Genomic DNA, 26999 nt, shown 5'->3' with positions numbered 1-26999 from the left:
GGTCAGGGGCAAGGGGCGGCCCTGACCCAGGTGCGGACATGAACAGCATGGCTACTGTGCAGACGAAAGTGCTGGTGGTAGCGGGTGAGGGTGGCTCAGGTCGACGGACGAGTTCACCGCATTGGAGTCGTTCCGGCACTAACTCTTTCGACGAAATCTCGATGCTCAATGTCCCGTCGGCTTCGCAACTGCTTTGAGATTGCTTGCTCTGACCGGTAGTCGTTCGGGTCCGGCAGCGCGGGTGATTGCGATGAGCACCGTACCGTTGGTCTCCTGGTTGTGAAGTTGCGATGGAGGAGGCTGCGGTGCGGGTGTTGCTGGTCGAGGATGAAACCCGTCTGGCCGAGACGGTACGGCGTGGCCTGACGGCCGAGGGCTGCACCGTGCAGGTCGAACACGATGGCGTCGCCGGGTTGGCGGCTGCGTCGCGTGGCGGCTTCGACGTGGTGGTCCTCGACATCATGTTGCCCGGCAAACACGGATACGACGTAGTCCGGGAGATGCGTCAACGGCAGTTGTGGACGCCGGTCCTGATGCTGTCGGCCAAGGACGGCGAATACGACCTCGCTGATGCCTTCGACCTCGGTGCCGACGACTACTTGGTCAAACCTTTTTCGTTCGTGGTGCTGGTGGCGAGGTTGCGGGCGCTGGTGCGACGGGGGCACCGCCGCGGCCCCCGGTCCTCAGCGCTGCCGGACTCGAGTTGGACCCGGCCTCGCGGCGGGTCACCCGCGGTGAGACCCGCCTTCACCTCACGCCCCGCGAGCACAGCGTGCTCAAGTTCCTGATGCGCCACGCAGGTTCGGTCGTCACCAAACACGATATTCTGCAATCGGTTTGGGACTCCAACTACGAGGGTGACGACAACATCGTGGAAGTCTACATCGGCTATCTTCGGCGCAAGATCGATGCCCCATTCGGCACGACGAGCATCGAAACGGTCCGGGGCGTGGGCTATTCGATGCGGGCGGAGGGGTAAGTATCGTCGCCGATTGGGAGCGTGACGACGAAGTGCGCACCCCCACCGGCCCGGTCGAGGATGTCGATCGATCCATGGTGTGCGGCGACGATTTCCGCGGCGATGGCGAGCCCGAGTCCGGAACCACCGGATGCGCGGGTTCGAGGAGTGTCGAGACGGACGAACCGATCGAAGATGCGGGCCCGGTCCGTCGGGGCGATACCCGGTCCGTCGTCGCTCACCTCGATCACGGCGCCCTCCCCGCCCCTTCGGCATGTGAGGGCGATTCGGGTGCGTGCATGGCGGACGGCGTTGTCGACGAGATTGCGGACCAGCCGGGTCAGCTGCTGTGGATCGCCTGCCACCCGGATGGGGTGAACGGTGGCGGTGACTGTGACGGCCGAACGACCTCGGAGACGGGCGCGTTCGGCGAGGATCAGATCGTCGATATCGACATCGACGCGGATTCGGGATAATGAGTCTTCGTCGGCGCGCGCGAGCAGGAGGAGATCTTCGAGCAACGCATGCATCCGCCGGGCCTCGGGAAGCAACGACTCGTCCACCAGGGCGGTGTCGATCAGGTCGGGCCGGGACTGTGCGAGTTCGAGCGCGGCGGTGATGGTTGCCAGCGGGCTGCGCAGTTCGTGGGAGGCGTCGCTAACGAAGCGTTGCTGAGCAAGGTGCCCGGCCTCGAGCCGCGCGAGCATGCTGTTCATGGTGACTGCTAGATCGCCGATTTCGTCTCGCGCCGCGGGCACGGGGACCCGTTCGTCGAGTTGAGCGGTGGAGATTGCCGCCACGTGGGCGCGGATCCTCTCCACGGGGCGAAGGGCAGTGCCGATGAGTCGGTAGGTGGTGGCGGAGGCGAACCCGATGACGAGCGGGGCCCCGATCGCGAGCAGCGCCGCGACGGTGGCCAGGACACCTTCGACCAGTTCGCGGTCGGCGCCGGTGACCACGGTGACCGGCCCGTTCGGGGACGTGGTGCCGATAGCGGCCACCCAGTAATCGCGGTCGTGCCCGAAGTGGAGGTTTCCCAGGTAAGCGGACTCACCAGGTGGGAGCGGGGAGGCGAAGACCGGTGATGACGGAATCCCGACCGAGGTGGCGAGCACGTTTCCCTGGGTGTCAAGGATCTGGATGGCTCCGATCTGACCGTCGGTCGCGAGTAAGGATGCGTCGAGTTCCTGAGGCGGCTGAGTGTGGAGTTGCTCGATGATCTGGTGGGCCCGCGAGTCGGCGGCGACGCGGGCGGAGTGTTCGAGCGCGCGGTACAACACGAACAGGAGTGCACCGCTGGCCAGAAGCAGGCACACCGTGACGGCGAGGACCGCAGCCGCGGTGGACCGCACCCGCACATTCCAGCGTTGGGGGTGCAGGCTGCGGCGGTCCATGGTGTTCAGTCTGACCGACACTGCGTCCGCCGACTCGGTGTCGGAGTTCATGCGTGGCCACGGCAAGGATGGTGCGCAGCAGAGGGGACGGAATCCGGCGGTGGAGTTAGACGAAGAAGTTGGCCGTGTACACCAGTTCGCCGCCGATCCCGGCCGGGTCACCACGTCCACTGTGCGGCGGTGAAGTTGCTCACAGACAACCGACCGGAAGAACGGGTGCGGCAAGCGGGGGACCAGAACCTTCCGGCGTCGCGGTGCGGAAATCCGCCGGTTCGAGTTCGGGACGGTGTCACGGCGCTGCGTTCGAGGTGGCGACATCGCCCCAGGTGGCACGCGACCCGGACTCGCCGATGCGGTAGACCTGAACCACCGTTCCCACTGCCACCGCGATCGCGAGAAGGGCAACGATCAGCGTGAGCGGCCGTGAGGGTTCCGACTTTCGTTCGCGAAGCTGGACCAGGGCGACGGCCAATGCGGCGAGCAGAAGCGCGACGGAGAAGTAGATCATGGTGTCGCCGAGTTCGGTGTGGGTGTGCACGGAAGCTGACCGGGCGACCTGTTTCTCGAGCCACTCGCCGGCGTCGGCGGTCAGCGGGGTCAGAACTGCGGTCACCGCCGCGAGCGCGAGAGCGAGCCATACCAATCGATGTCTGGCCGCGGGCCACACGCTGCACAGGACGACCAGAAGTGCGGTCAGCGGCGCCAACACCACGATGAAATGGACAAACAGTACATGGGCGGGCAACCCGCTGACAGTGGACATGATCCAAGTATTCGGGGACGACGCTGAGAAACCACTGAAGGTTCAGCTCGGACGGCCGCGACGGTGTCCATGTGCCACCGGTGTGCCTCGGGCGAAGACGTCGCGCAGGCTTGCGACGAAAAGAGCCTCCGTCGATTCGTCGAAGAGGTCGGTGGAATTCAGGATCATGCCTGCATTCGGCCGTATCGGTCAGTTCGGTGTAGCCCTAGACGATCACGCCGGTCGCGGCTTGTCCGAACCGTCTCAGGGCCAGCACCCGGGTTCCCACTGTCAAGGTTCGAGGCTTTGGCTTCTTGTCACTCTTCTCGGGCCTGTGTATCGAACCTCCGACTCACTCGGCGGTGTTTCCGGAGCACAAGCATGACCGCTCTCTGTCCGTCGAGCGGTCGATGGCGAGCAGACCAGGGGCTCGGCACTGGGGACGATCCCGCAAACGACGACGCCTGCACCGTCGTTTCCGACAACCCCTACGGGGTAATCCAGGATTACGGGGCGAACAGCCAATGGCGCACATTGGCGAAACGAGGCTGATAGTGATCATTCTCGGACTGATTCTGCTCGTGATCGGATTCGTGGCGCACATCTCGATCCTCTCGACCATCGGGATCATCCTGCTGGTCATCGGGATCATCCTCGCGCTGCTCGGCGGCACCGGCCGCGCCGTCGGCGGCCGTCGTCACTGGTTCTAGCATGCGGGACCGTGGGTGCCAGATCCGCTCCCGCGATCGGACACGCCTTTGCTGCCGCGTGCAACACAATGCGCCGTCGGAGCGATACACCCGTGGGGCGGGGCCGACAAGGGTCGACCGATCGCGTCAGCGGAGGACACCCAGCAAACAAGGAAAAGTCGAGAACCCGGTATGAATATGTTCTGGACGGTCACGGTGCTAGCTGCCACGCTGACCGTGATCGCCGCGTCTTTCGCCGCAGCGATCACCGCCGACGTGGCGTCCCGCAAGCAGCTGTCGGAACGAACCGATCAGGCGGCATCCGACCTGCAATCACGGGTGCTCACAGCCGAGTCACTGCAAGAAGGGCGGGATTGGCACCGGGACGCGATCCGGGCGTGGACGATCTGTGTTGTCGCCTCGCTCAGTGCAATCACGTTCGTCGGTGTGCTGATCATCCTGGGATGACGCCGCCGCCGGTGCGTGGAGGCTGGCGCGCATTTCACCCTGCCGGCAGAGTAGGTCATCGACGCCGGTCCATGGGATGTCCTCTGCTGTTTGACCTCAGTATCCCCGTCGATCGGTTTGGCTAAGGGATGTTCGGGTACCGCGGTGTGCCCGGGCGAGGACGTCGCGCAGTCCTTTCACGAAGTTCGTGATCGTCGATTCGTCGAAGAGTTCGGTGGAGTACAGGATTTCGGCGTCGATGCCGCCTGGTGCGCCGGTGTCATCGCGGCGTTCGGTGAAGTAGAAGTGCAGATCGCACTTGGCGACGTCGAGCGGGCGTGGGGTGATCTCGATGTTTGCTCCGTCGATGTCGACCTCGGCGGCGGTGAAGTTCTCCAGCGACAGCGCGACCTGGAAGAACGGGTGCAGAGACGGCGACCGCGGGGGGTCGAGGATTTCGACCAGCCGCTCGAATTGCAATTCCGTATGCGCGAAGGCCCGTAGCTCACACTCGCGCGCCGCGGCCACCACCTCGTGGAAGGTCATGTTCGGTGTGACCCGGGTGCGCAGGACCACCGTGTTGACGAACATTCCCACCACGTGATCGAGGTGGGGATGTCCGCGTCCGGCGATCGGTGCTCCGATGGCGATGTCGGTGTGGCCGCTCACTCGGGCGAGCAGGATCGACACCGCCGCCCGCAGTGTCGTGAACAGGGTGGCGTGATGGATGTGCGCCGATGCGAGTAGTGCGGTGTGCACGGTGGGGTCGAGGGAGAAGGCCAGACGTGCGGCCCGGTAGGACCAGCGCGTCGGTCGTGGGCGCTCACAGGGCAAGTGCAGATCGCCGCGCAATCCTGCCAGTTCGGTTTCCCAGAAGTCGATCTGCGTCGACGCGCTGCTGGCGGGGTCGTGCTCGTCCCCCAACACGGCGTGTCGCCACACGGTGTAGTCCGCGTACTCCACCGCACGAGCCGGCCACTGCGGCGCCGTACCGGACGCCCTCGCGGCGTAGGCCAGGGTGAGGTCGCCGGCGAGGGTGGCAAACGACCACCCATCGACGCTGATGTGGTGGAACACGCAGGCGATCAGGTGCTCGTTCCGGCCGTGCTCGAACACCCGGATTCGCAGCGGCGGTTGGGCGCGAACATCGAAGGGGTCCGCAAGGACGGCATCGATGACGGCGGCGTCCTCCCGCGGGGTCGGTGTCAGATCGGGAAAGGCGTCGGCGACGTCGAGCAGGTGTTGGTAGGGGCCGGCCGGTCCGTCGGGGTAGATGGTTCGCAGCGCACGGTGGCGTTCGAGCACGTCCCCCACGGCCTGTTCGAACGCGGCGCGGTCGAACCGGCCACGGACCCGGATTGTGCACGGAATACTGTACAGGGCTGGCGCGGTGGCGGTTCGGTCGATATGGGCCTGGGCTGGGGCGAGCGGGATCTTCTCGGGTAGCTCGATCTGACCGAGTCTCGGTCGGGCGTCGTCAGGGGATGGCTCCTCGATCCGTGCTGCCAGCGCAGCAACCGTGGGGGCGTCGAAGACGTCGCGAACCCCGAGCCCGGTGCCCCACCGATCATTGATCCGTGCCACTACCCTTGTCGCGGAAAGGGAATCGCCGCCGAGGTCGAAGAAGGAGTGGTCTGCACCGATCCCGGCTGCGCCTAGTACGTCGGCGAACACCTCGGCGACATCGCGCTCCGCCGGGGTGCCGGGATTTCGGTGGGGAACGGGTCCGCCGAGGTCGGGCTCCGGCAGCGCCGCGCGATCCAGTTTTCCGGTCGGGGTGAGAGGAACCGATTCGACGATCGTGATGGCCGCGGGAACCATGTAGTTCGGAAGGAATCGGTGTGCTCGCGCGCGGAGGGCGTCAATGTCGACGGTGGCCGCCTCCGCGGCGGCGACGTAGGCCGCGAGGACGGGATCACCGGCTGGTGACCGGTGCACCACGGTGGCGGCGAACGTTACAGTGGGATCGCCGGACAGGACTGTGTCGATTTCGCCGAGTTCGATCCGCAGGCCCCGAATCTTGACCTGATCGTCTGCCCGGCCGAGGAATTCGAGTTCGTGTTCGATCGTCCAGCGGGCCTGGTCGCCGCTGCGGAACATGCGGGAGCCGGGTTCGCCGAGAGGGTCGGCGACGAATTTCGTCGCGGTCAGGGCGGGTCGTTCGTGATAGCCGCGGGCCAGGGCGGGCCCGGCCAAGTACAGCTCACCGGCGGCGCCGGCGGGCAACGGGTGCAGATTCTGGTCGAGGACCGCGGCGCGGACACCGCGCATCGGCGGGCCGAGCGTGATGGGCGACTGCGGCTGCAGCGGTTCGGTGAGGGTGACACTGCACGTCGTTTCGGTGGGGCCGTAGGCGTTGCGCATCGCCCGTCCGCCGGCCCACCGTCGAACGAGCGTCGGCGGGCACGGTTCGCCGCCGACGAGCACCAACTCGACCGTGTCGAGGTCGTCCGGGTCGACGGTGGCCAGCGCGGACGGTGTCGCGAGCAGGTGCGTCACACGGTTCTCGCGCAGGTATGCGGCGAGTTCCTGCCCGCCGAACGCGGTGGCCGGGGCAATCACAAGGGTGGCGCCGTGGATGGCGGCCGCCAGCACTTCGACGAGGGCGGTGTCGAACGTTGGTGATGCGAGATGCAGGACGCGGGAGGTCGAGGTGACATCGTACTTGTCGCGAATTTCCTGCGCGAGGTTCGCGAGACCGGTGTGGGTGACGACGACGCCTTTCGGCGTGCCGGTGGAGCCGGAGGTGTAGATGAGATACGCCGGGTGAGCGGTGTGCAGCGCCGCAGTGCGTTCGCCGTCACCGATGGGACCCGATTTCGTTGCCCGGCAGTGGTCGTCGGCCGCCAGGTTGTCGAGTGGCAGCCAGTGCACCGCCTCCGGGAGGCGCGGTCGCGATTGCGATTGCGATTGCGGCATCGTCAGGCCGAGGGCGGCGCCGGAATCGGCGAGTGTGAACGCGATGCGGTCGGTGGGGTGAGAGGGATCGATCGGGACGTATGCGGCGCCGGTCTTGGCGACCGCCCACAGCGCCACCATCGATTCGGCGGACCGCGGGAGGGCGACCGCGACGGGGGTTTCGGGGCCGGCGCCGCGGGCGATGAGGGCACGAGCTACCCGGTTGGACCATCGGTCCAGTGCCCCGTAGGTCAGCGCCCGATCCGGGGTGCGCAACGCCACCGCGTCGGGTGACCGTACCGCTGCCGTGGTGAGCAGTTGGTCGAGTGTGGTGGGCGGGCGATCTGCGGCGCCTCGTGCCGGTGCGCAGTCGGTGCGCTCGCCGGGATGGAAGAGGTTCAGGTCCGCGACCGCGGTCGACGGGTCTGCGGTGGTGAACGTGCGCAGGAACGCCATGAATCGTCGGTGGTGCGCGGTCAGTTCCGCTTCGCCGTACACGGCACTGTTGCCTTCGAAGTCGATCCGCGGCACTGACTCTGCTGATCCGGGGTAGATGTTGACCGACAGGTCGGCGGTCGGCCCGGTGGAGAGCACGTGCACCGATCCGGCGACGTCGCCGAGGGAGATCTGCTGTGTGAACATCATCAGATTGATCACCGGGCCGAACTGTGCCGGATCGTGTGAACCTGTACCGAGGTCGCGGCCGATGTCCTCCCGGCGGTACCGCTGGCGCCGCAGGGCGGCCGTGAGAGCGGCCTGGGTGTTGCGCAGTAGTGTTTCGACCGTGCCGGTTCGGACCTTCCGAAGTCGTAGCGGCAGCACGTTCGACACCGATCCGGCGGAATGGCGCAGCAGCGCAGAGGTTCTCGCGGAAACCGGCAGGGTCAGCAGGATGTCGTCGGAGCCGGTCATGAGTGCGAGGAAGGCAGCGAACGCCGCAATGATCTCCGCCGCCGATCGCAGGCCACCCTGGTTGAAGCGGGCGCCGTCACGGCGTGCGACAGGGGCGCCGACCCGGTGCGAGGCGACGCCGGGTGGGGCGCTTCCACCGCCGAGTGATGCCGGGTGCGGTAGATCGGTGATCTCGCCGAGCCAGAAGGACCGATCGCGCTCTCGGCGCGTGGACCGCGCGTACCGCAGGTCCTCGCCGAGCAGTTGGCGGGCAGTGACCGCGGAACGCTCGGGTGGTTCACGCCCCTCAACGGCCGCGACGTACAGTTCCGCGGTCCGGCTGATCAACTGCATCGCTCCGTAGCCGTCGAGAGCGATGTGGTGGGCCCGCGAGTACCAGTAGGTGTTCTCGTCGGAAAGTCGCAGGATGGATGAGCGCACCAGGTGGTCATCGTGGATGTCGAACGCACTTTCGGTGTCGGCTCGCATCCATTCGGCCGCCGCCTCCACCGGATTGTGCGCGTCCCGCAGGTCGTGGACCGCAACGGGCACGGTCACCGCCTCGGTGGCCAGCAGTCGGGGCTCCTCGTCGCCAGTCACCAGTCGGACCGACCCGACGCCGAGTTCGCGATGAGCGCGTTGGGTAGCGGCAGTCAGCAGCGGAAGATCCACGTGACCGTGAAGTTCTATGTACTGGGCGATGGCGAAAGGTACGTCAGGGGAAAGGAGTTGGGCGAACCAGATCGCCTTCTGCGCGGCCGTCAGCGGAAGGAACTGCCGCGTGCTGCGCACTGCCTTGGTGGCCGCTTCTGTCCGTTCGCCGGCACGACAGTTGGTGTGGGGCGGCGTCATTTGACCGCCCGGATGACGACGAGTTCCTCGGTGGTTTGACCGGTCGTGATGAGGCCGCGCGTTTCGAGCATGGTCCGGCGTGATGACAGGACCGGTCCGAAGTGGATCTCGAAGCGTGCGGCGATGTCGATGCTCAGCCCCTGGTCCTCGAGTCGGCTCCGGGTCTGCTCGATCCCACTGAGCGAGGACTGGGTGAGCAGCAGGACTCCGCCTGAGGCGAGGACCGCGGGGGCCTCGGCACAGATGCGATCGAGCAGGGCCCGCCCGTTCCGTCCGGCGTCCCACGCGCGTTGCGGTCCCCGGTTCGGAAGTGTGTCGTCTTGGGCGGGGACATAGGGCGGATTGGAGATCACCAGGTCGAACTGCTCTCCTTTGACGGGGGCAGTGAGGTCTCCGTAGAGCACCCGGATTGGGTCCCGGTGCATTGTGGCATTGATCCAGGTGCTAAAGACTGCACGGCGTGACAGATCGACTGCGGTCACGTGGCCCGCACCGAGAGCGGCGGCCTGAAGACTCAGGCGACCTGTTCCGGTGCACAGGTCCAGCACCTGCGATGTCGGTCCGAGATCTTCCGATGCCAGTGCTCGTGCGAGAAGCTCCGTGTCGGCCTGGGGCGGGTAGACACCGGGCAGCCGCAACAGCATCTAGGACTCCTCCGCGCGGTTCCGAGACGACAACGCCTCGCAGTAGACGGTACGGTGTGGCATCAAAGCGTGCGCCATGAGCGAGGTCTCTTCGCTCGGCATCGTTGACCTGACGAGGAACGCCACCTCGTCCGGCGGGCGTGCCGTCTCGTCACACTCCCGTGCCGCCCCCACCAGCGGACCACACGCACCACTGCAACGCAGTCCGGTTCCACCATGAGGCTATTCATGTGATCGAGTGTCACTGATGAACTCCCAGCACGAGACAGGCTCTCAGCGTTCTTTCAGCTTCGGCGCCGACGGATATGGAAAAGGTGCAGCTCAGTAGCCGCCCTGTTGTGCTCGAGCGTCAGGGCAGGCCCTGAGGGGGGTGAGGCCTCGCCGCCACCCGATCTCGGTCGACGCCGATGGTGTGAGAGTCATCGTGGCCGCCGCGACGGCTCCTGCAAGATGGTGAGGGGTCGGTCAGGAACTGGTGCAGGCGATATCATGGGCGAAGGTCATCGCGTGGCCTTGTCTCGTGCGATTGTGGAAGATCACTCGAAGTCGGGGGTTCCCCCTCGAGTGTGGACATCGTGAACACTGGATCGTGAAGGTCCAGAGGAAGAGATGTCACTGATGGTCATGAAGGCGTACTCGGCGGAGTTCAAGGCCGATGCCGTCGCGTTGTACCTGTCCGATCCAAGCCACACGTTCGAGGGCATCGGCAACGACCTGGGAGTCAGCCGCGAGACCCTGCGCAACTGGGTGCGGGCCGAACGCAAACGCACCGGTACCTCCACGGCCGAGCTCCGGTCCGGCGGGGCGGAGCGGGCGGTATCGCCGGGCGCGGTATCGTCCGAGTCCGTGTTGGAGGAAGAGAACAGGCAGCTCAAGGCCCAAATCCGGAAGCTCGAAACCGAGCGGGAGATCCTGCGGAGGGCAGCAAAGTATTTCGCGGGCGAGACGTCTTGGTGAGCAGCCACTTCCAATTCGTTGACGACCACTGCGACACCTTTCCGGTGAAGTGGCTGTGCCAGATCCTCGAGGTCTCCCGCTCGGGTTTCTACCGGTGGCGGGCCTCCGGACCGGCCCGGGCCGCCCGCGCCCACTCCGATCAGGAGCTGGCCGAGCGGATCCGCACCATCCATGCCGATTCCGACGGCACCTACGGGGCCCCGCGGGTGACCGCTGAACTGCGCGATGCCGGGATCGAGGTCAATCACAAGCGGGTCGAGCGGGTGATGCGTGAGCACGGGATCGTCGGGGTGCATCTGCGCAAACCGGTCCGCACCACTATCCCCGCCCCGGATGCGGCGGCGGTGCCGGACCTGATTCGGCGGGATTTCACCGCGAGCGCCCCGAACACCAAATACGTCGGCGACATCACCTACCTCCCGGTGGGTGACGGTGAATTTCTGTATCTGGCGACGGTGCTGGACCTGGGCTCGCGCCGGTTGGCGGGGTGGTCGATCGCCGATCACATGCGTACCGAGTTGGTCACCGATGCGTTGCGGGCGGCGGCGGCCTGTCGCGGCGCCGCAGGGCTCGATGGGGCAATTTTCCACTCCGATTATGCCGAGGTTCTCGTTAAGCCGAGGAATTGTGAGTCTGTCTGAGCTGCTTAGATGTTATGAATATTCCTTCGGTTTAACGAATGCTCACCTGGCTTACGTTTGTCGTGTCCATGCCCCTATGGGAAGGAGACGGCGATGGATACGACGATCACCAGGATCGGTGCGGTTGTTGTTGCCGAGTTGCGTTCGGTCGGCTACATGGAATCGACGATAGGGCAGTACGGAAAGTCCATCAAGGCGCTCACCGAATATGCGAGGCGACGCGGCGCAAATGTCTACACGCCAGCGTTGGGTGCCGGCTTCGCGTCGATGACGACCAGCCCGCGCACGGGACGGTTCAGCGCGCAACGCAGGTTCGACTACCAACGACTGGTGGCCCTGTTCGACTCCTACGTGACCACCGGACGGGTCGACCTGTCGATGCGTAGTCGCGGCGGTGGTGGTCCGCGGCCGACATCGGGTAAGTTTGTGGTGCTTACTGATTCGTGGGAATCGGACATGGCTGAACGCGGTTTGGCTGCGGCAACGCGTGAGGCCTATGGCCGGATGTCCCGCAGCTACCTGTGCTTTCTCGAATCGAGAGGGACCGTCGATCTCGATGATGCCGACGGTGGCACCGTTTTGGAGTTCCTGGGTTCGTTGTCACCGAGGTGGGCGAAAACGTCGCTGTTCTGTGCGGTGTCGAACCTTCGCCCGTTCCTGACCTTCCTGGGCCGGGAAGATCTGATCGACGCGGTCAATCTGGCGGGAGTGAAACGACCCCATCCGATAGTGCCGGTCCTCGATGACGACGATCATCGGCGGATCATCGCCGCGTGCACGTCCGGCGGCGTGGGCGTTCGCGATGCCGCAATCACCTTGCTGGCACTGTCGACCGGGCTTCGGGCTTGCGACATCATTGCGTTGCGACTGGGCGATATCGACTGGCAGGGGCAGACGATCCGGCTCGTGCAGCAAAAGACGGGCAATCCGCTCACCGTCCCGCTGATCGACGTTCTCACCTCGATGCTCGCCGACTATGTTGTGCACGAGCGGCCCGAAACACAAGACGATCACCTGTTCGTGCGCCGGGTGGCGCCGCATGTTCGGCTTCGTGATCACGCCTCGATCCACCGGGTGACTGCGGCGGTGTTCACCGCTGCCGAGGTGACCGATGTCAAGGGTGGAACCCGTCTTCTGCGGCATAACGCCGCGTCTCGGATGCTGCGGGCCGCGACCCCGTTGCCTACCATCGCCGCGGTGCTCGGTCACGCCAGCGAGGAATCGACCAAGCAGTACATGAATATCGATGACGAACGGCTGCTCCGGTGCGTGCTGCCGGTGCCGCAAAGCGCACGGCCATGAACGGCCACGGATTCACCAGCGTGTTCGCTATGCAGTTGGCCGAGTACATCGAGTTCAAAAGAGCTATGGGCTTCGACGGTTCCTCGCGGATCTGGTATCTGAAGAAGTTCGACTCTTATTGCGCCGAGCACGCGCGGACCTCATTCGACCAGGAGACCGTCGAGGCTTGGGTGACAGCGCAATTGGCCACCTCAGGTCGGTACCGGTCGTGGATGTCATACATCCGCGACCTCGGCCGCTTTCTGCGCGCCAATGGGAACACAGACGCCTACGTACTCTCCGACAGATGGAAGGCCGCGGTCGTGCCCGCCCGTCCCTACCTGCTCACTGCCGAGGAGATCGACGCGTTCTTCACCGCCGCGGTACGGCTGAACACGGCATCGCCGTGGCGGTGGCAGGCGAGCGCATTCTTCACTCTGATGCACTCGTCGGGGCTGCGCACCTGCGAGGTCCGCCGCTTGCTGGTCGAGCAGGTGGACCTGCCGGGCCGGCACATCGACGTGATCTGGTCCAAAGGCAGACGCAGCCGCAGACTGCCGATCACCAGCGATGTCGCCGACGTGCTGGCCGCGTGCGACGACGCCTCGAGATCGACTATTGGTGCCGGGCGGGAAACGTTCTTCACCTCCTCGACCGGTCATCCGGTCACCGCCGCTACGGTCGGGGTGATGTTCAACCGGATCTGGGACGGCGCCGGCCTGCCGCGACCGGCGAGCGGACAGCGTCCCCGGCCCTACGATTTCCGGCACTATTTCGCCTACGCCAACATCGAACGATGGATGGCCGACGGCATCGACGTCGGCGCGATGTTGCCTTATCTGTCGACCTACATGGGTCACGCAACGGTCGAGTCGACCTACTACTACATTCACACCTCGCCCGACTTCATGGACGCCTACGGGCACCTCACCGATGGCGCCGGCTCGCTGCTCCCGGAGGTCGGATTCGAATGAAACACAACACCACAACCGGTGCGCCGGACTTCTACACATTCGCGCGTGGCTTCCTGCACACATACATGCCCACAGTCCGCAGACTCTCACCGAAAACAGTCGAGGCCTATCGGATCAGCTTGGAATGCTTCCTTACCTTCCTCACTGACCACGAACACATCGACCGCGCACGTGTCAGCTTCGATCACTTCGACCGAACACATCTGAAAGCTTGGATGATCTGGCTCGCCGACGACAAACAATATTCAGCGCGGACCGTCACCCTGCGGATCAGCGCCGTCAAGGCGTTTCTCGCCTATGCCGCCGCCGAGGACGTCAGCCTCATGGCACTGAACCAGGCGGCACGAACCCTCAAGGCGCCTGCAGCCCCGAAAATACCGATCGAATATCTCACCGAAAACCAGACGCGTGCCATCCTGGCCGCATTCACCGGGCGCACCGCAAAATCACGCCGCAACCGGATGCTCCTGATCCTGCTCTACGACACCGCCGCCCGGGTCAGCGAAATCACCACTCTCACACTGGCCGACCTGTCGCTGACCAAGCCAGGGCACCTCACGCTCACCGGGAAACGTGACAAGACCCGAATCGTGCCCCTGACCGACAAGACGATCGAGCACCTACGCGTCTATCAGAAAGAATTCCACCCGAACACCGCGAGCCAGCCCGCGACCCGTCCGCTGTTCTACAGCTTCCGCGACGGCCATCCCGTCGCCCTATCGGCCGACACCATCGCGGCAGTCCTCAAACAAGCCGCAGAGACCGCCCGAACAACCTGCCCCACAATGCCGGCCAGGATCCACTGCCACATGCTGCGCAAAACCAAGGCCATGGACCTCTACCAGAAAACGTCTCGACAACCGCGGCCTTCTACGCATTCGCCACCATCGACATGATGCGCGCCGCCATCGACGCCGCCACCCCAACACCCGGCGACCCCGCCGAACACCACCTCACCGAAGACACACTGCAGGCCCTCTACAGCCTGCGATGAACCTGAATCGTTAAGCCGAAGAATCCAACATAAACAGGCAACTGACCAGACTCAACCCGGACCCCTCGGCTTAACGAAAACCTCGGCGTAATCACGGTAGAAGTCACCGTGGGTGAGCATGTTCCAGGCGGCGACGAGCATCGCGTGCTCCACCGCCACGACTGCCTTCATCGGCCCCCGATGCGCGGCGATGCGCCGGAACTTCGCCGAGAAATAGGTTCCCTTGGAGCGGGAGACGGCGAGGGCGGCGGCGGGCGAGGGCGCCCTTGAGATACCGGTTTCCGGGCCGGGTCTTCGTGGATTTCACCCGACCGGCCGACTCGTTGGACCCCGGTGCGGCGCCCGCCCACGACGCCAGATGCCCGGCGGTGGGGAACACCCGCATGTCACCGCCGGTCTCGGCGATGAATATCTCGGCGACGGTCGTCGAGAAGCCCGGGATGCTGATCAGCAGGTCCCGGGCCGGCCGAAAAGGTGCCATGGCCTCGTCGATGCGGGCCGACAGCTTGTCGATGTCGGCGGTGTGGGCGTCGATCCGGCCTGGGAACAGCCGGGTCATGAACGCGTGGTGGGCGCTGAAATGCCCGGTCAGGGCCTCGGTCAACACCGGAATCTTCGACCGCAGTCGTCCCTTGGCCAACTGGGAAAGTTGGACCGGATCGTTACGGCCGTCGATGAGCGCCTCGAGCATCAACCGCCCGGAGACCCCGGTGACATCGGTGGCGACGGAAGACAGTTTGATCCCCGTGTCCTCGAGCAGCTTTTCGAGTCGTTGGATCTCCCGGGTCCGCTCGTGGGTGATCATGGTGCGGGCGCGGGTGAGATCGCGCAGCACACGAATCGGTTCCGGTGGCACGAACGAGGCCCTGACCAACCCGTGCGCCCCGAGATCGGCCAGCCAGGCGGCATCGGAGACATCGCTCTTGCGGCCGGGCACGGTCCTGACGTCATGGGCGTTGACCAGCATCACCTCGAGGAGTTCCTCGAGCAGGTAGTAGAACGGGCGCCAGTAGTTGCTGGTGGCTTCCATCACCACGCAGGTGACCTTCCGCTCGAGTAGGTGCTCGCGCAGGGCGAGGATCTGGTTGGTCATCGCGCCCCACGTCGTCACCGTGGAGGAGGTGCGTCTGTTGCCGCGGCCCTGGATCCGCACGCACACCTTCGCGTCCTTCTTGGAGATGTCGATTCCCGCGCATCGCGGGTGCACCACGTCCATCACCGCCACCGATCCCGGGCTGGGCCCGATACGTATCTGGTTGTATGGGTGCGTGTTCCGGGGAGGGCGGGGATAGAAACAGGACTCTGACACTCGTGCTCGAAGGCAACAGACCACGGTTCCCGCGGACGACGAACTGTGCCCTCCGCCACCAAACTAATCCACAGGCTCACCGGCACCCTAGAGAATCCGAGGTCGACCGAAACACCCCTCAAGTATCCCCCAACCAGCACCGACCCCACCAGACTGCGACCGTGACGATCACCGGCGAAGCACGAACGGACGGTGACCGACCGCCGCATTTTCCCTCACCACGGCGGAGCGCAGCGGCCCTGGCGAACTAATCTCGGATTCACCGATCGACTAATGGTCCGGTGCTGAGTTTCGTTGTGCGGTAGTGAATAGGGTGCGGTCGTGGGTGATTGTCCGACCACTGTGTCGGGTTGTTCCACAGTCTCTTTCGCGTCGAGTCGGGTCAGACGCCCGATGGCTGCAATTCCGCAAATCTTCTGCCGCAGTTTGTGGTTCGCGGGTCGCTATGCTGCGGTCGCTATGGACTCGATGGTGGGAATGCGTGGTTGGGGTCGTAGCGTTGGCAGGTGGCCAGGCAGTGGTGTAGTTGTCCGAGGAATTTGCTGAACAGGTTGCGTAGGGCTGCGGCGTGCCCGTCTCCGGCGTCGCGGCGGCGGTCGTAGCGCGCTCTGGCGTGGGCGAGGCGGTCAGTGCGGCGAAGGTCCATATGTACCGAGGCAGGCCCCCACGTGCACACGGGACGGTTGTCACCGGTGTATGTATGGTCGGCGCGCATCAGGGCGTGGTCGCCAGGAGTTGCTTCCAGCGTTCCGAGCCCCGATTCCACGGGTGAAGATGGAAGTGGCCTCCGGTCTTCCGAAAACACTCAGCGCCCCTTGATATTCGGATGCCTAAGGCCTGATGATGTCGGTGTCCTTCGCGTTGTCGTAGTCGTCGTTGATCAGCAGGGTGGTGCGTTCGGGCCGGTCGATCATCGACGCGGCGACGGAGGCGCGGTAGCCGGAGGCGCAGTGCACCCAGACCTCACCGGTAGGTATCTCGCCCATACGGCCGAGGAGTTCGTGGAGGGGAATGTTGATCGCTCCGTCGATGTGGCTCTCGGCGTGCTCGTTGCGTTGGCGGACGTCGAGCACGGTGATGTCCTTCTCGCGTAGTGCCTTCGCGAGGCCGGGGAAGTCGGCCACCCGGTGGGAGCGCAGTTCGGTGCCGGCGACGAGGGTGCGGATTTCGCCGACCGCAGCGCCGGTGAGGTCGTCGATCCCGATGCGGACCAATTCGCGGCGGGCGTCGGTGACCTGGTTTTCGTTCTCGCCGATCAGGGTCAAGGGTGCACCCCACCGGTAGAGCCAGCCGAGGTAGGTGACGAACGAGTCCGACAGCTCGAAGCCGAGGGTGCCGCCGAGGTGGCCAGCGGCGAAGGCGGTGCGCTCACGCAGGTCCACCACCCATTCCCCTTCCTCGATGCGGCCAATCTCGTCGACAACGGCCCGGGCAGTCCGGGACGGCTGCTGCGCAACGTCATCGAAGCCACCGAACCGGCCCGGCAGACCCTGGCGGTACTCGGCCGGCCCACTGACCAGCTGCTGTTCTACCGCACCGCGTGTCCGTCCCGCCGCGGACAGGAATTCGCGTTCGGCATCGCCAAAAACGTGGAGGTCGGGACCGAATCGGTGAGCCTGCGCCGGTTGCGGCGCACAGTGCAGGTGCTGATCCGCAAGGAACCCGCCCAGAACGCCCACCAGACACACGACACGGTCTACATGCTGCGGGATCCGGCCAGCCGAGACGCCGCCGGCGAGACGATCACCCAGGGACTCACCGACGCCGCCGAGCACGCCCACCTCCTCGGTGCGATGCGGCTCGTCCTCGGCACCGACGCCGAGACCTTGGTCGAGTTGTCCGACGATCCCGAACTCGCGGCTGCCATCCAACGAGGCGACCTCGACACCGCCACCGCGGCCTGCGCCGATTTCACCCACAGCCCACACAACGACCCCGGCCTACCGTGCACCGCGTCGTTCCTACTGTGCTTGGCCTGCCCGAACGCGGTCGCCACCCGACGGCATCTGCCGCGCCTGGTCCACCTGCACGACGGGATGACCGAACTGCACGCCGTCCTGGACACCACCGTATGGGACCGGCAGTGGCAGCAGCACTTCGAGCGGATCTCCGCGCTGTTGGACACCCACACCACCGCAGTCGAACGATCCGACGCCCGCGCCCGGGTCACCGATGCAGACCGCACGACCATCGACCGGCTGCTCCGCAGGACCTTCGACGCATGACCACCGCGGACGCATCGAACCCCGGCTGGTACACGACGCCGATCCCTTCCTCGATCCGCATCGACTGCCCGACACCTACGACGCCGACTCCGTATCCCGGTTCGCCCGATGCTCGCGGTCTCCTACCTCGCGGGACGTGCGAACGCCAGCAAGGAGCAGGCCAGCTCCGCCGTTCGGGCCTACGGACCGCACCTGCCCGTGGCAGGCGAGGCACCGCTGGACAGCCCCATTCGGGGGCGCCTGGACGGGCGAGCGTGGCTCGAGCACATCACCTTCCACGAGGCCCCGCAGCTCATGCACCGACTGTCCACCGCCTGCCTGATCGTCATCTTGTACCTGACCGGGATGAGACCCGGTGAAGCGCTCGAACTGCGGGTCGGGTGTTGCCCGGAACCCGGACCCGACGACCCGCGCCCCCACGGCTACCAAATCCACGGCAACTACTTCAAGGGCGCCCGCGACGGCGACGGCAAGCATGTGGTCGGTGGGCTTCCCCGGGACACGCCCTGGACCGCGATCGCGCCGGTGGTCCGCGCGGTACGCGTGCTCGAGCGAATGGCGGATGGGCCGTTGTTGTTCCCCGTGAAAACTGCCTGGGCCTCGACCACGTCGGGCTCCCGGAAGCGGCGTGGAGAGGCACTGACCTGTCAGGGCGCCAACGCGCGGATCTCGGCCTTCACCACATGGCTGAACGACTACACGGCCCGCACCCGCCCCGACGAACGCATCCCCGACGACCCGGTTCACGTCAACCGCTTCCGGCGCACCCTCGCCTGGCACATCGCCCGCCTGCCCGGCGGCCGCGTCGCGCTCGCGGTGCAGTACGGACACCTGCGCGCCTCCACGGTCACCGACGGCTACGCCGGACGAGCCCGCGACGGACTACGCCGGATCCTCGACATCGAAACCGCCCGCGCCATGGCCGACTACCTCGACACCGTCGCCGACCGCCTCCACCGCGGCGAACACGTCTCCGGACCCGCCGCCCGCCGCCTGATCAGCGCCGCCACCGGAGCCCGGAACCGATTCGAGGGCATGTTCCTGACACCCAAGCAGGCGCGCGCACTGCTCGCCGTCCCGCAATTCCACGTCTACGACAACCCGGAGGCGTTCCTCGCCTGCAACTACGATCCAGCCAAAGCGCTCTGCCACCCGGACCGTACCCATCCAGCAGGGCGATCGAAATCCCCGGCGATCGACCGGTGCGATCCGGCCTGCGCGAACATCGCGCGCACCGACACCCACATCGCCGCACTGCGCAGCGAGATCGCCCGGCTCCGCGAAGAAATCGTCGAGCCGGCCACCCCGATGCCGCTGCGCGAACGCCTCGGTCAACGAGCAGCCCAACCTGGACAAGCTCGTCGAGCAGCACGAGCGGACCCGTATCACGAACCGCGAGGAGACCGACGTTGACCGATGACGACCGGCGTGCCATCACCGCGGCCATGCAACGACTGTTCGCCGGAACACCGCTGCGCTCGTCCGGCAAGCTCGACATCGTCAGCCTCGCGCAAGAAGCCGGGGTGAAACGAAACAAGCTGACCCGCAAGCACACCGACCTCAAGGATCTCTTCTACACGCAGCGACGAACCCGCGACGGCGTCCCCGACAACGAGGTCAAGCTCCGCGAGCAGATCGCCGCCCTGCAGAAGACCAACCAGTCGCTGCGAGACGAACGGGACCGCTGCCGCCTGGACCAGCGAAACGTTCGCTCGCGCGTTGCACGTGCTGACCATCGAGAACGACAACCTCTGCCGCGACTCACCCAGCCGACCGTTCGGCCCGCGGTCAGCGGCTGAAGAATGAACGCAGGGTGCGACGCTGTTCCTGGACCGGGGCGGTGTCCTGACCGCAGGTGCAGCGATCGGCGGTAGGCACAGAGCGCATGACAGCGTCTACGTGTCGGCCGCAGCCGCCCCAGCCGGTGTTGCCGCAGTTCGGGCAGGTGACGGGGTAACACACGGGGATCCTCCTGGGTACGAGTACGGGGCTCGGGTAAACGGGTCTGGTCAGGCGCCGGCAACTGCGCGTCGTTCGGCGACCGTCGCGTGGACCCGAGCCATGTCGAGGGCCTTCACCTGGCCAATCAGGTCGTCGAGGGCGGGCGCAGGCAGCATGCCTGGCTGGGAGTAGACGAGCACGCCTTCGCGGAAGGCCACGATGGTGGGGATCGACCGGATGTTCGCCATGGCGGCGAGTTGGTGCTCGGCTTCGGTGTCGACCTTCGCGTGCACGATATCTGGATACATAGCCGAGGACTTCTCGAACACCGGGGCGAAGGCGCGGCAGGGTCCGCACCAGGAGGCCCAGAAGTCGACAAGCACGATGTCGCTGTCGGCGATCGTGGACTCGAAGTCCACGAGGGTGAGATTTTTCGTTGCCATCGGTTGGGCTCCTTGTCGATCGGGACTGCGTGTGGCCTGAACGATCAGGCGGGGACGTGAGCCTCGGCCCAGGCGTTGTAGCCGCCGAGCAGGTCGGACACGTTCTCGAAGCCCTGCGCCCGCAGCAGCGACGCGGCCACACTCGACCGCCAGCCACCGGCGCAGTGCACCACGATCGGCTTGCCGGTGGGTACCTGCTCCAGCCGGGTGCGCAACTGTGCCAACGGAATCGGCACGGCCCCCGGAATCGTCCCGAATTCCCGCTCGCCCGGATTGCGGATGTCGACCAGGGTCACCGCATCGGCGGGGAGCAGCGCGTCGAGCTCGTCGACGGTAGTGCGACGCGCCACCTGCACGAGATCCGCCAGCTCGGCGGGAAAAAGTCCGTCGCGGCCGACGGTGAGGTAACCGAGCGTATCGTCCGAGCCGATCCGCGCCAGCCGCACCGCCGCGTCCTGCTCCTCGCCCGGGTAGGTGATCAGCACCAGCTTCTCGCCCACTTCGGCGACCATCCCGCCGGTTTCGGCGAACCGGCCGTCGAACCCGACATTGACCGAGCCGTGCAGATGCCCGGCTGCGAAGTCGTCCACGCTGCGCGCGTCGACCAGCCGGGTGCCGGCGACGAGTTCGGCGCGCACCCGCTCCGGCGAGAGTTCGGGGATGGCCCGGTCTTGGGCGAGGAGAGGGTGGACCCGCTTGTTCATCGCGGCGTCGACCGAGAAGTAGGACGGCGCCGCGGGTTGGCCTTCGGTGACCAGCGCGACGAAGGCGTCCTCGCTCATCGGCTGCACCGACGGATTGGTGGCGCGCTGCTCCCCGATAGTGGAGGTCAGCTCGGTCGAGAGGTTCTTCCCGCAGGACGAGCCGGCGCCGTGGGCGGGCATGACGGTGACCTGGTCGGGCAGGGTCAGCAGCTTCTCGTGCACCGTGCGGTACATCGCTCGGGCCAGGTCGGTGGTGGATCCGTGGCCGAGGTTGACCAGGTCCGGCCGGCCCACGTCGCCGATGAACAACGAGTCGCCGGTCAGCACCGCGGTCGGGGTCACTCCCGCCCGCTCGCGCACCAGCACCGAGATCGACTCCCAGGTGTGTCCCGGGGTCGACAGGATCTCAAGCTCGACCTCGCCGAGGCGGATCTGCTCGCCGTCGCGTAGGCGGCGGATCGGGTAGTCGGTCTCGGCGGCCTCGCCGAACCCGATCCACGCCCCGGTTGCCTCGACCAATTCGAGGTGGCCGGAGACGAAGTCCGCGTGGAAGTGGGTGTTGATCACACCCTCGATGCGCAACCCGTGCTTGCCGGCGTCGTCCAGGTACTCGCCGATGTCCCGGCGCGGATCGACCACCACTGCTCGGCCGGTGCTCTCGTCACCGATCAGGTATGACGCGTGCGACAGGCACTCGATGTAGTACTGCTCGAGAATCATGCGTTCCTCCATCGGGTCGATGTCGTCCTCGGCAAGAACAACCTTGCCATATACCCCCCAGGGTATGGCAAGTACCCCCTGGGGTATCTATCCGATCTCGGCACCTCTGTCCGTGGAGTTATTCGACGGCGGAAGTCGCCACCCGACTCAGGCCCGATCCCCGGTTCAACTCCCCACCCGCTCCCGTCCGGCCGCCTGCGTGAGACACCCACGGCAACGCCCATTTTCAGTCGGCCCTCGGCCCCTCGGTCCCTCGGTCCCTCGGCCCCTCGGCGCCCCGCTGCCCCCAGCCTTGGAGGAGAGGAGCTTGCGTCCCGACATACCCCCGGGGGTACAGTAGTCGGCGAAGGGGATATACCCCCTAGGGCATCAAGGAGTTGAGGATGCGTGAGACAGACCTCGGTGAAATTCGCCGTGCGCTGGGCCCGACGGAGTTCCCGTCGTGGATGTGCGCGAGCCGGTGGGAGTACGTCGACGGGCACGTACCTGGGGGCCAAAGCGCACACGCCACTACCCGCCCGAAGATACCCCCGGGGGTAAAGTGGTGAGAGGTCTAGGAAAGGAACCCGCCATGGTCGGCGACGAAGACAGCATTGCGTTGGTACTCAATCGGCTCCGCCGTGCACACGGGCAGCTCGCGGGGGTGATCGCCATGATCGAGCAGGGACGCGACTGCAAGGACGTCGTCACTCAGCTCGCCGCGGTCTCCCGGGCCCTGGACAAGGCGGGGTTCAAGATCGTCGCGACCGGCCTGCGCGAATGCCTCACCGGCGACACCGCCGAGGGCAAGGAACCGATGACCGAAGGCGAACTCGAGAAGCTCTTCCTCGCCCTCGCCTGAGAAACCGATCAACCGACAGGAAAGGCGACCATGACCGACACACTCCATGCTCGCAGCTGGACGGTCGAGCGGGTGGTCCCGTTGCTGGCCGGAGTCATGGTGCTCGCGAGCATCGCGCCCACACTGGCGTTCTCGTCGTGGTGGCTGTTGCTCACCGCCTTCGTCGGCGCCAACCTGCTGCTGTTCGGTGCGGTGGGATGGTGCCCGGCAAGCCTGCTGCTGCACCGCCTCGGCGTACCGCGCCTCGCTGCGCCGGGTCCCGCCCCATCGGGGCGATGACCGGCGCAGCTAACCGACCGATCCCATCGGTCTTCTCCGAGAGAAAGGCAGAGCACGCTCATGACGCTCGCATTGTCGACCACCCTGCACACCTCATTTGCCGACGCGGTGGACCGCACCCGTCAAGCCCTGGCCGATCAGGGTTTCGGGATCCTCACCGAGATCGACATGAAGGCCACCCTGAAGGCGAAACTCGGTGAAGACATGGAGGACTATCTGATCCTCGGTGCCTGCAATCCGCCGCTCGCGCACCGGGCGGTCACCGTGGACCGGCAGATCGGACTGCTGTTGCCCTGCAACGTCGTCGTCCGCGCCGACCCCACCGATCCGGGCACGGTGCTGATCGACGCGATGAACCCGCAGGTGATGATCCAGGTCGCCGACCAACCCGGCCTCGGAGCGGTCGCCGACGACGCCACCGCCGCGTTGCAGGCCGCCATCGAAACCCTCTCCCGGGACAGCGGCAACCGGTAACCAGACCCGACCCTGCACACATAGGTTGGTGGCGTAAGGAGTTATGTGGACATAACGGTCGCACTCGCGCTCGGGGCGATCATCGGTGTCCTGCTCGGACTCCTCGGCGGCGGCGGATCAATCCTCGCCGTCCCGGCCCTGGTCTTCGGCCTCGGTCTCGACCTCGAACAGGCCATTCCGATCTCCCTACTGGTGATCGGTGTCGCTTCTCTCGTCGGAGCCATCCCGAAAATTCGCGAGCACCAGGTGAATTGGCGCATGGCCGGGGTATTCGCCGCCTGCGGCATTCCCGCCACCTTCGCCGGCAGCGCGGTCGGGCGCCTGCTGCCGCAAGCGGTGGTCATGGTCGGTTTCGCCGCCGTGATGGTCGCCGCCGGGGTCCGGATGCTGATGGACCGGGGGGACACCGGCACCGCCTGCGAGGTCGGGGACTCGGGGATCGACTGGCGCCGCTGCGCCCCCCGATCCATCCCAGCCGGAGCCACAGTGGGCTTTCTGACCGGCCTGTTCGGTGTCGGCGGCGGCTTTCTGATCATCCCCGCCCTGGTGCTGATGCTCGGCCTGGAGATGTCGGTCGCGATCGGTACCTCGCTGGTCATCATCGTCGCGAACTCGGCGGCCGGCCTGCTCTCGCACCTGAGCGGGGCGAGCATCGACTGGGTGATCACCGCCGCGTTCGCGGGCACCGCTATCGCCGGGTCCCTGATCGCCGGTCATTTCGGCACCAAGGTCGACACGGACCGACTGCAGCGCTGGTTCGCCTATCTCGTTTTCGTCGTCGCCGCGTATGTGCTGGTCGACACGATTCTCCTCCGCTGACGCGACGGCCGACCGCAGCACCGTTTCACCTATGCCCTCCCGGGTATATGAACACCAGAGAATATGTCAGGAAGGTACGAGTCATGGTGCACCCCGAACCCTGATCGGCGAGAACGAAGACCAGGTCGCCGACGCCCGCGCGGGTCGACCTCGATCAGCTCAACGCCCACCGGTTGCTGTGTTGCGGTCATGATGTCCTTCTCCTGTACTGTCTCGGGCGAGAACACCGGGCAGATAGTTGCTGCCCGGTGTTCTCTTGTTTTCCGGGTGGTTCCTCGTCAGCGAGGGGCCGGGGTATCGGCGGCGCCGTCCGCCTGCCGTGCCATCTGCCACCCGGTGGCGAAGCCGTCGTTGAGGGTGTCGAGTTCGGCGGCCATGTAGCCGAACTCGATGCCTGCACGTTCGGCGAGCACACCGGCGGTGAATCCCTGCTCGCGGATGATGCGGACCGTGTCCTCGGTCATCTCTGGTGGTCGCACCTCGAGCGCGCGCACATCCTGTCCCAGCCCTACCCGTGGCCGCACACCCGCAACCACGCCGCCATGCTCGTGCTCGCCCTGCGCCAACACGACCGCCGAGAAGCCCTTGGCCAGGTGGTACGGATCATAGTCGCAGCCCGGGGTCCGCTCTCGGCTGTTACCCGGAAGGCAATACCGGACCCGCGCCGGCCTGATGACACCCGTGCCGATTCACGCCGACCTCGCCGAAGCCCTCGCCGTATAGGCGTGACCAACCCGGGCGCTTGAGACGCCGATCGGTCAGTCGCACGTGCGCACCCGACCCCCGGCCTATCGTTGGTTGTGACGAGGGCGGCAGGCGCGCATGTCACTGCCCGAACAGGTGCCCCGGAAGTAAATGAGGCGGCAAATGCGTTACGACAACTGTGGAGGGATGGGTGGCAGCTGGGTGTGGCTGTTCGGCGCTTTGCTGGTGGCTGGGCTGGTGCTGCTGATCGTGGTCGGAGGACTGCTGTTGTATCGCGCAACATCTCGACCCGACAGCCACATCACGGACCGCACCGGCCGGCACCCCGCGCCGCCGGCGCAGGGCCGGGCCCGCGAGATCCTCGAGGAGCGTTTCGCCCGAGGTGAGATCGACGCCGAGGAGTTCCGTGACCGGCGACGCATGCTCGACGGCGGCGATTGATGGAACCGATCAGCCGCCGCCGCGCACTGCAACTCGGCGGCCTGGGCCTGGCCGGCGTGCTGACCGGCGCGCTCGGATTGGTCTGGCAGGGTAGCCGCGGCACCCGATTCGACGCGGCGGCGGGTGCGGAACTGTCCGAACCGAGCGTGCTCTCGAGCACCGGCGGAGAACTCGCGCTCGCCCTCGAGGCGGCCGAGGGGAACCTCCCGGTTGCCGGGGGCCGGGCAGGGGTCCTCGGGTTCAACGGCGGCGTACCCGGCCCCACCCTGCGCATCCGGCCCGGTGACCGGCTCCGGGTGACGCTGCGCAACCGCTTGACCGAACCGACCAACCTGCACCTGCACGGGCTGCACGTCTCCCCGGCAGGCAACGGCGACAACCCGTTCCTGCGGATCGAGCCGGGCCAGGACTTCGATTACGAGTACCGGCTGCCCGACACGCACCCGCCCGGGGTGTACTGGTACCACCCGCACCACCACGGCCTCGTCGCCGATCAGATCTTCGGCGGCCTGTACGGGGCCATCATCGTCGACGACACCGAGCCGATGCCGGTCACCCGGGAGCGGGTGCTGGTGATCTCCGATCTGACTCTCGACGGTGCCGGGCGGATCGCTCCCGTCTCGATGATGGACCGGATGCTCGGCCGGGAAGGCAATCTGGTGTTGGTCAACGGCCAGCACCGTCCGACCATCACTGCCGCACCCGGCACGCGGGAGCGGTGGCGCATCGTCAACGCCTGCGTCAGCCGCTACCTCCGGCTTCGACTGGACGGGCAACAGTTGCAGTTGCTCGGACTGGACTCGGGCCGCTTCACCGCGCCGCGGCCGGTCGAGGAGATCGTGCTGGCCGGTGGGAACCGCGCCGACCTGGTGGTGTCCACCACGCCAGGATCTGCGCAGCTGCTGACGCTGCCCATCGACCGGGGCGCCATGGACATGATGGGCATGGGAAACGCCGACATGCGCGATAACCCGCCGCGCGGCCAGGACGCGACCGAGACGATCCTCGCCGCCCTGGAGATCTCGGGTATTGCCGGCCCACAACCTGCACCGCTACCCCCGCAGCCCACACCACGCGACCTCAGAGGCGAAACCGTCGCCGCCACCGCGACGTTCACCCTCGACGTGGGAATGGGAATGGGCGTGGGCATGGGTGCCGGTGGGATGCGGTTCACGATCGACGGCCGAGAATTCGATCCCGACCGCACCGACCACACGGTACGGATGGGCACCGTCGAGGAATGGACCCTCGTCAACAATTCCCCCATGGATCACTCGCTGCATCTGCACGTGTGGCCGATGCAACTGCTGCGCACCGGCGGGCGAGAGGTCACCGAGATCATCCGCCAAGACGTGGTCAACCTTCCCGCCCGCAGCCGGGTGACGGTCCGCGTGGCGTTCGACGACTACCCCGGCCGCACCGTCTACCACTGCCACATCCTCGACCACGAAGACCTCGGCATGATGGGCGTCGTCGAAGCTCGATAACCCACCCCACACCGAGAACGAGCTCCAACGGCGCGGGTCAGGTCAGCGGCAGGGATTCACTGACATCCCAAGCCGGGACCAGAATTCGTGCGGCGATCAACCCAGCTGGGGTCAACTCAGGTGAGGCACCCAGCGGACCTTCGCCCCAGGCGGGATTGCAGCCGGGAATTGCGCCTCGTCCGCCAACTCACCTCGACACAACACGGCCACTTTCTGGGGAAGGTGCGACACCGGCCTGCGATTTCTCGA

General features: G+C 66.1%; 21 protein-coding genes and 6 pseudogenes. 17 read left to right on the top strand and 10 right to left on the bottom strand.

Annotated elements, in window-relative coordinates:
* Positions 1–305: 305 nt before the first annotated feature.
* A pseudogene (locus BLV94_RS46740) lies at positions 306–979 on the top strand (response regulator transcription factor).
* Here the strand turns inward: BLV94_RS46740 and BLV94_RS46735 are convergent.
* Both BLV94_RS46735 and BLV94_RS46730 read right to left on the bottom strand, forming a co-directional pair.
* A complete protein-coding gene (locus BLV94_RS46735) occupies positions 955–2373 on the bottom strand; it encodes a sensor histidine kinase (protein WP_083396000.1) in 1419 nt (472 codons plus the stop codon). The pseudogene BLV94_RS46740 and the gene BLV94_RS46735 sit on opposite strands and share 25 nt — an antisense overlap.
* A gap of 268 nt (positions 2374–2641) precedes the next feature.
* Positions 2642–3115: a DUF2231 domain-containing protein gene (locus BLV94_RS46730; protein ID WP_072950016.1), complete on the bottom strand. Its 474-nt coding sequence runs from the start codon at positions 3113–3115 to the stop codon at positions 2642–2644.
* 533 nt (positions 3116–3648) lie between these two features.
* Between BLV94_RS46730 and BLV94_RS49830 the strand changes: the two genes are divergently transcribed.
* Together BLV94_RS49830 and BLV94_RS46725 are read left to right on the top strand one after the other, a co-directional pair.
* Positions 3649–3804, top strand: a complete 156-nt coding sequence (locus tag BLV94_RS49830) for a DUF6131 family protein (protein ID WP_095864291.1) — start codon at positions 3649–3651, stop codon at positions 3802–3804.
* 171 nt (positions 3805–3975) lie between these two features.
* A complete protein-coding gene (locus BLV94_RS46725; RefSeq protein WP_072950014.1) occupies positions 3976–4251 on the top strand; it encodes a hypothetical protein in 276 nt (91 codons plus the stop codon).
* A 96-nt stretch (positions 4252–4347) separates the two neighbouring features.
* Here the strand turns inward: BLV94_RS46725 and BLV94_RS46720 are convergent, their stop codons facing one another.
* Positions 4348–8871: a non-ribosomal peptide synthetase gene (locus BLV94_RS46720; protein ID WP_072950012.1), complete on the bottom strand. Its 4524-nt coding sequence runs from the start codon at positions 8869–8871 to the stop codon at positions 4348–4350.
* Positions 8868–9515, bottom strand: a complete 648-nt coding sequence (locus BLV94_RS46715) for a HemK2/MTQ2 family protein methyltransferase (protein WP_072950009.1) — start codon at positions 9513–9515, stop codon at positions 8868–8870. The genes BLV94_RS46720 and BLV94_RS46715 overlap by 4 nt, the downstream gene beginning before the upstream one ends.
* Positions 9516–10133: 618 nt before the next feature.
* Here BLV94_RS46715 and BLV94_RS48185 point away from each other — a divergent pair.
* From BLV94_RS48185 to BLV94_RS46690, 4 genes and pseudogenes are all read left to right on the top strand, one after another.
* A pseudogene (locus BLV94_RS48185) lies at positions 10134–11068 on the top strand (IS3 family transposase); the annotation flags it as partial.
* Positions 11069–11206: 138 nt separating this feature from the next.
* Complete coding sequence (locus BLV94_RS46700) at positions 11207–12415, top strand: site-specific integrase (RefSeq protein WP_072951713.1); 1209 nt, start codon at positions 11207–11209, stop codon at positions 12413–12415.
* Positions 12412–13368, top strand: coding sequence for a tyrosine-type recombinase/integrase (locus BLV94_RS46695; RefSeq protein WP_072951715.1), 957 nt, complete (start codon positions 12412–12414; stop codon positions 13366–13368). The genes BLV94_RS46700 and BLV94_RS46695 overlap by 4 nt, the downstream gene beginning before the upstream one ends.
* Positions 13365–14264 (top strand): tyrosine-type recombinase/integrase, encoded by a 900-nt coding sequence (locus tag BLV94_RS46690; RefSeq protein WP_244163946.1) that lies wholly within the window; start codon positions 13365–13367, stop codon positions 14262–14264. Before BLV94_RS46695 ends, BLV94_RS46690 begins: the two co-directional genes overlap by 4 nt.
* Positions 14265–14452: 188 nt before the next feature.
* Here BLV94_RS46690 and BLV94_RS46685 read toward each other — a convergent pair.
* The 3 pseudogenes from BLV94_RS46685 to BLV94_RS46680 all read right to left on the bottom strand — a co-directional run.
* Positions 14453–15578, bottom strand: a pseudogene (locus BLV94_RS46685) (IS110 family RNA-guided transposase); the annotation flags it as partial.
* 550 nt (positions 15579–16128) lie between these two features.
* Positions 16129–16322: pseudogene (locus BLV94_RS51355) on the bottom strand (IS110 family transposase); the annotation flags it as partial.
* A gap of 179 nt (positions 16323–16501) precedes the next feature.
* A pseudogene (locus BLV94_RS46680) lies at positions 16502–17077 on the bottom strand (rhodanese-like domain-containing protein); the annotation flags it as partial.
* On the opposite strand from BLV94_RS46680, the gene BLV94_RS46675 reads away from it, so the two are divergent.
* The 3 genes from BLV94_RS46675 (at position 17015) to BLV94_RS46665 (ending at position 19695) form a co-directional block, all read left to right on the top strand.
* On the top strand, positions 17015–17896 hold the full coding sequence (locus tag BLV94_RS46675; protein ID WP_167372259.1) for a hypothetical protein: 882 nt from the start codon (positions 17015–17017) through the stop codon (positions 17894–17896). The pseudogene BLV94_RS46680 and the gene BLV94_RS46675 sit on opposite strands and share 63 nt — an antisense overlap.
* 108 nt (positions 17897–18004) lie before the next feature.
* Complete coding sequence (locus BLV94_RS46670; protein ID WP_072949823.1) at positions 18005–19309, top strand: site-specific integrase; 1305 nt, start codon at positions 18005–18007, stop codon at positions 19307–19309.
* A complete protein-coding gene (locus BLV94_RS46665) occupies positions 19306–19695 on the top strand; it encodes a hypothetical protein (RefSeq protein WP_083395997.1) in 390 nt (129 codons plus the stop codon). The genes BLV94_RS46670 and BLV94_RS46665 overlap by 4 nt, the downstream gene beginning before the upstream one ends.
* Positions 19696–19905: 210 nt before the next feature.
* Here the strand turns inward: BLV94_RS46665 and trxA are convergent, their stop codons facing one another.
* Positions 19906–20280, bottom strand: a complete 375-nt coding sequence (trxA, locus tag BLV94_RS46660) for a thioredoxin (RefSeq protein ID WP_072949825.1) — start codon at positions 20278–20280, stop codon at positions 19906–19908.
* Positions 20281–20324: 44 nt separating this feature from the next.
* Positions 20325–21704: an MBL fold metallo-hydrolase gene (locus BLV94_RS46655; protein WP_072949900.1), complete on the bottom strand. Its 1380-nt coding sequence runs from the start codon at positions 21702–21704 to the stop codon at positions 20325–20327.
* A gap of 571 nt (positions 21705–22275) precedes the next feature.
* Between BLV94_RS46655 and BLV94_RS46650 the strand changes: the two genes are divergently transcribed.
* Genes BLV94_RS46650 through BLV94_RS46635 form a run of 4 tightly spaced genes read left to right on the top strand, consistent with a single transcriptional unit; the run spans position 22276 to position 24117 of the window.
* Positions 22276–22545: a metal-sensitive transcriptional regulator gene (locus tag BLV94_RS46650; protein ID WP_072949827.1), complete on the top strand. Its 270-nt coding sequence runs from the start codon at positions 22276–22278 to the stop codon at positions 22543–22545.
* 30 nt (positions 22546–22575) lie between these two features.
* Positions 22576–22824, top strand: a complete 249-nt coding sequence (locus BLV94_RS46645) for a YgaP family membrane protein (protein WP_072949829.1) — start codon at positions 22576–22578, stop codon at positions 22822–22824.
* A gap of 60 nt (positions 22825–22884) precedes the next feature.
* Complete coding sequence (locus tag BLV94_RS46640; RefSeq protein WP_072949831.1) at positions 22885–23298, top strand: DUF302 domain-containing protein; 414 nt, start codon at positions 22885–22887, stop codon at positions 23296–23298.
* A 45-nt stretch (positions 23299–23343) separates the two neighbouring features.
* Complete coding sequence (locus BLV94_RS46635; protein ID WP_072949832.1) at positions 23344–24117, top strand: sulfite exporter TauE/SafE family protein; 774 nt, start codon at positions 23344–23346, stop codon at positions 24115–24117.
* 278 nt (positions 24118–24395) lie between these two features.
* On the opposite strand, the gene BLV94_RS46630 is transcribed toward BLV94_RS46635, so the two are convergent.
* Positions 24396–24581 (bottom strand): hypothetical protein, encoded by a 186-nt coding sequence (locus tag BLV94_RS46630; protein ID WP_072949834.1) that lies wholly within the window; start codon positions 24579–24581, stop codon positions 24396–24398.
* On the opposite strand from BLV94_RS46630, the pseudogene BLV94_RS46625 reads away from it, so the two are divergent.
* The 3 genes and pseudogenes from BLV94_RS46625 to BLV94_RS46615 all read left to right on the top strand — a co-directional run bounded on the left by BLV94_RS46625 (position 24546) and on the right by BLV94_RS46615 (position 26750).
* Positions 24546–24840, top strand: a pseudogene (locus tag BLV94_RS46625) (DUF3703 domain-containing protein). The gene BLV94_RS46630 and the pseudogene BLV94_RS46625 overlap by 36 nt on opposite strands.
* Before the next feature lie 144 nt (positions 24841–24984).
* Positions 24985–25263, top strand: a complete 279-nt coding sequence (locus BLV94_RS46620) for an SHOCT domain-containing protein (RefSeq protein ID WP_072949836.1) — start codon at positions 24985–24987, stop codon at positions 25261–25263.
* Entirely contained in the window at positions 25263–26750 is a 1488-nt protein-coding gene (locus tag BLV94_RS46615; protein ID WP_072949838.1) for a multicopper oxidase family protein, read from the top strand. The genes BLV94_RS46620 and BLV94_RS46615 overlap by 1 nt, the downstream gene beginning before the upstream one ends.
* Positions 26751–26999 lie beyond the last annotated feature (249 nt).

It is taken from the genome of Rhodococcus koreensis (genome assembly GCF_900105905.1).
In the GTDB taxonomy this organism is placed as follows: Bacteria; Actinomycetota; Actinomycetes; order Mycobacteriales; family Mycobacteriaceae; genus Rhodococcus_F; species Rhodococcus_F koreensis.
Note: the sequence above shows the minus strand (reverse complement) of the source record. Positions and strands in the feature narration are given on the sequence as shown.